Below are 3,990 nucleotides of genomic sequence, written 5' to 3' on the forward strand. Positions count from 1 at the left end.
AGCGGCTGTTCGCAGATCGCCTGCGCCAGCTGCAGCAGCGCCGGGTCGTGGCCGCCTGCCTGCGCCAGGGCGCGCAGCTGCAGCCCCAGGCACTCGGCGAGGTCGCGCGCGCCCACGCCGGCCGGCTCCAGGCTCTGCAGCAGCGCCAGCCCCAGCTGGAGCCGGTGGCGCAGCTCGCCGGCGCGCTCCGCATCCTGCGGATGCGGGCCGAGCAGGGCCTGCGCCAGTTCCTCCAGCGAATCCTCCAGGTAGCCGTCCTCGTCGAGCGAGCCGATCAGGAAGTCCAGCACCAGCCGGTCCTCCGACGACAGGCGCAGCGCCAGCGCCTGCTCGGCGAGGTGGTCCGCCAGGCTGCGGTGCGCGCTGGCCAGCGCAATGGGATCGAACCCCTCGTCGCCCGAACCCGCACCGGCCGGCGCCGCGGGGCTCCACTCGCCTTCCGCCTCGCCGCTGCCCTCGCCCTCGCCTTCCCAGGCCAGCTGCTCGGCCGTGCCGGCGATCTCCGCGAACTCGGCGGCCTCGGCGGCGGACCCCTCCTCGGCGGCGTCTGCCGCCGCCTCGTCCGGTGCCGTGGCGCGCTCCAGGGTGCCGGCGGCCGCCTCGCCCGCGTCTTCCTCCTGCTCCAGGAAGGGGTTGTCGGCGAGCATCTGGTCGATCTCCTGCGCCAATTCCAGCGTCGACAGCTGCAGCAGCCGGATCGATTGCTGCAGCTGCGGCGTGAGCGTCAGCTGCTGCGAGACGCGCAGGGCCAGCGTCGGGCGGTTCATGGGCAGGCGGAGCCGGCGCGGCGGCAGGCAGGCAGGCGCATGGCGAATCCGCTCACATGCGGAAGTGCTCGCCCAGGTACACCCGGCGCACCTCCGCGTTGTCGACGATCTCCGAAGGCGTGCCCTCGGCCAGCACCTGCCCCTCGCTGATGATGAAGGCGTGGTCGCAGATGCCCAGGGTCTCGCGCACGTTGTGGTCGGTGATCAGCACGCCGATGCCGCGTTCCTTGAGGAAGCCGATGATGCGCTGGATCTCGATCACGGCGATCGGGTCGATGCCGGCAAAGGGCTCGTCGAGCAGGATGAAGCGCGGCTGCGTCGCCAGGGCGCGCGCGATCTCCACCCGCCGGCGCTCGCCGCCCGACAGCGCCGGCGCCGGCGAGCGGCGCAGGTGGTCGACGCGCAGCTCCTGCAGCAGCAGCGTCAGGCGCCGCTCGATCTCCCCGCGCGGCAGCGCCCGGCCGGTCTCGTCCTTTTGCAGCTCCAGCACCGCGCGCACGTTGTCCTCGACGCTGAGCTTGCGAAAGATCGAGGCTTCCTGCGGCAGGTAGGACAGGCCCAGGCGCGAGCGCCGGTGGATCGGCATGCGCGTGACGTCCTGCCCGTCGATGGCGATCTCGCCGCCATCGCAGCGCACCAGCCCGACGATCATGTAGAAGGAGGTCGTCTTGCCCGCGCCATTCGGTCCGAGCAGGCCCACCACCTCGCCCTTGCGCACCGACAGCGAGACGTCGCGCACCACCTGCCGGCCGCTGTAGGACTTGCGCAGGTGCCGCGCCTGCAGGCGGCTGCCGTCCTGCGGCGGCGCATCCACGGCGCGCGCGGGCCCCATCATCGCTGCACGCCGCCAGTCCCCAGCTCGGTGCTGGGACGCAGGGCGGGAGCGGGCGCCGGGGCGGCCGGGGCCGCACCGCCCGCCGGCGCTTCCTTGGGCGAGAGCACGGCGCGCACACGGCCCTGGCCCCCGCCCTTGCTGCCCTGGGGCGCGCCATCGACGGTGAAGACGTCGGCGCCGCTGTCGTAGACGATGCGCGCGCCGGTGATCTCGTCGCTCAGCGCGGCGGCGCGGTAGCGGCGCAGCTCGGCGCGGCGGATCAGGCGCACCTTCTCGCCGCGCCCGTCGTACTCGATGCGCTCGGCCTCGCCCTCGACGAACTCCTCGGGCGCACCCGCGGGCGTGTCGCGCTTCTGGCGGAAGAAGGCCCGCTTGCCGGACTCGGCCGTCACCACCCCGGACTGGTAGCCCTCCGGATCCTGGCGCACTTCCATGCGCTCGCCGCGCAGCACGATCGAGCCCTTGGTCACGACCACGCGCCCGGTGAACACGCTGGTCTGCTGCACCTCGTCATGGCGCAGCGCGTCCGCCTCGATGTTCATGGGCTTGTCGCGGTCGGCGCGCTCGGCCTGCGCCGCCGGCATGGCAAGCCCGAGCCACAGGCCGCACAGGAGGGGAAAGAACGATCGGAGCTTCATGGGGCACGTTTCTTGCATGGATTGTAACGAGGCCCGGCCGCGTGCCGGGCTCGCCCCCCGGGGCAGCCCTCAGCGCGCGAACAGCCGCGCCAGCCAGCCCTTCTTCTGCATGCGCTGTCCCAGGCCGGGCAGCAGCGCCTCGAAATCGGCATTCTCCGCGCTGGCCGTCTCCGCCGCCTCGCCGCGCTGGGCGAGGTAGGCCTTGACCTGCTCCTTGTAGCCGTGGTCCTCGGTGCGGATGTGGCGGATCAGCCAGTTCGACAGGATCTCGTGCAGTTCGTCGGCCACGTCCTCGCCGGCTTCGAAGCGCGCCTTGACGGTGCCGATGCGGCGGATGAACAGGCTGTGCACCTTGCGGTGCAGACCGAGGAATTCGTAGCCCGCCTGCTCCAGCAGTTCTTCCTCGAAGGCGAAGTGCGATTCGGTGTAGTCCACCACGTCCGCGATGACCGCGGCCAGGGCAGCGCGGTCCGCGAGGCGGCGCTGCTCGTGCAGCATGTTGATGTAGTCGACGATGCGACGGTGCTGCCGGTCGATCTCGGCAATGCCGGTGTTGAGGTCCGGCGTCCAGACGATATGGGCCATGACGTACTCTACCCCGCTTTGCCGGCGGGGCGGCCACGGCCGGCCCGGACCTTGATGTGGGTCAAGCGCCCTTGCGCGCCTGTGCCGTCAGCTGCTCCACCACGCGCAGCACGTTGTCCATCGTGCCGGCCATGGTGCCGTCCGTGTAGTAGCGCCCGGCCACGCCCATGGAGGGCACGCCCTCGACCTGGTAGGCCTCCTGCAGCTGGGTTGCCTTGCGCACCTGGTTGGCCACCGTGAAGGAGGTGTAGACCTCCTTGAACTTGGCGGCGTCCACGCCCTGCTTGGCGATCCAGTCGAAGATCGCCTGGTCCTTGTTCAGCGGCAGGCGCTCGACGTGCACGGCACGGAAGACCTTGGCATGCAGCTCGGGCAGCTTGCCCATGCCCTCGAGGGCGTAGTAGAGCTTTTGTTGCGGCACGAAGCTGGCGTTGAAGGCCACCGGCACGCGGCGGATGTGCAGGTCCTTGGGCGCGGCCTTCATCCAGGCGTCGAGGGTCGGCTCGAAGGTATTGCAGTGCGGGCAGCTGTACCAGAAGAACTCGATCACCTCGACCTGGCCTGCCGGAGCCTCCACGGGCGCCGGCTTCGCCAGCCGCACGTAGTCCTTGCCCTCCTTGAGCGGCGCCGGTGCCTGCGCCAGCGCGGGCATGGCCAGTGGCAGGCCCAGGGCGGAGATGGCGAGCACCGAGACGGTGGACTGGGAAAACTCACGGCGGTTCATGGGCAGGTCGCTCCGAAGGTCATCAAGGGGATGGGTAGAGCCTGCGCGGCAGGGAAAGTTCTCGCGCGCCCGGCGGTGCAGGCGTGCCTGCTCAGTGGGGCACGCGCACCAGCGCCGCATCGACGCCGGCGCCATCGAGCTTGTGCTTGAGCGATTCGGCATCGTCGCGCTTGGCGAACGGCCCGATGCGCACGCGGAACACCGTGCGCCCGCCCTGCTCGCGTTCGCTCACGCGCGCCTCCCAGCCGAGCATGGCCAGCTTGGCGCGCTGCGCGTCGGCGTCCTGCTGGGTGCGGAAGGCGCCGGCCTGCACGAAGTAGTCGAACGGGTCCGCCACGTCGCGCGGCGGCGCGGGCGGCGGTGCAGGCGCGGCCGGCGCCGGCGCGGCATTGGCGCGCGCGCGCGCCAGGTCGCCCAGGGGGTCGGCCGAGGTGGCAGGGG

The 3,990-nt window shown here is 71.7% G+C and carries 6 protein-coding genes; all 6 read right to left on the reverse strand.

The window, feature by feature from the left end; all coding sequences use genetic code 11:
* Window positions 1-767, reverse strand: a 767-nt coding sequence (locus A612_RS12225; protein ID WP_019374756.1) for an RNA polymerase factor sigma-54, incomplete at its 3' end; no start/stop codon positions are given.
* A gap of 52 nt (window positions 768-819) precedes the next feature.
* On the reverse strand, window positions 820-1,602 hold the full coding sequence (gene lptB, locus A612_RS12230) for an LPS export ABC transporter ATP-binding protein (RefSeq protein ID WP_019374757.1): 783 nt from the start codon (window positions 1,600-1,602) through the stop codon (window positions 820-822).
* Complete coding sequence (gene lptA, locus A612_RS12235) at window positions 1,599-2,240, reverse strand: lipopolysaccharide transport periplasmic protein LptA (protein ID WP_019374758.1); 642 nt, start codon at window positions 2,238-2,240, stop codon at window positions 1,599-1,601. Before lptA ends, lptB begins: the two co-directional genes overlap by 4 nt.
* Window positions 2,241-2,309: 69 nt before the next feature.
* Window positions 2,310-2,825 carry a bacteriohemerythrin gene (locus A612_RS12240; RefSeq protein WP_019374759.1) on the reverse strand — a complete coding sequence of 172 codons (516 nt, stop codon included), beginning with the start codon at window positions 2,823-2,825 and terminating at the stop codon, window positions 2,310-2,312.
* Between the two features lie 61 nt (window positions 2,826-2,886).
* Entirely contained in the window at window positions 2,887-3,549 is a 663-nt protein-coding gene (locus A612_RS12245; protein WP_019374760.1) for a thiol:disulfide interchange protein DsbA/DsbL, read from the reverse strand.
* Window positions 3,550-3,640: 91 nt separating this feature from the next.
* Window positions 3,641-3,990 (reverse strand): SPOR domain-containing protein (locus A612_RS12250; RefSeq protein ID WP_019374761.1); only part of this gene is annotated, 350 nt, incomplete at its 5' end.

Origin of the sequence: Melaminivora alkalimesophila, assembly GCF_000282995.1 — a bacterium.
Taxonomy (GTDB): Bacteria; Pseudomonadota; Gammaproteobacteria; order Burkholderiales; family Burkholderiaceae_C; genus Melaminivora; species Melaminivora alkalimesophila.

Coding starts and splice junctions, on each gene's coding strand:
- lptB (WP_019374757.1), bottom strand. CDS start 1,602: ATGATGGGGCCCGCGCGCGCCGTGGATGCGCCGCCGCAGGACGGCAGC.
- lptA (WP_019374758.1), bottom strand. CDS start 2,240: ATGAAGCTCCGATCGTTCTTTCCCCTCCTGTGCGGCCTGTGGCTCGGG.
- A612_RS12240 (WP_019374759.1), bottom strand. CDS start 2,825: ATGGCCCATATCGTCTGGACGCCGGACCTCAACACCGGCATTGCCGAG.
- A612_RS12245 (WP_019374760.1), bottom strand. CDS start 3,549: ATGAACCGCCGTGAGTTTTCCCAGTCCACCGTCTCGGTGCTCGCCATC.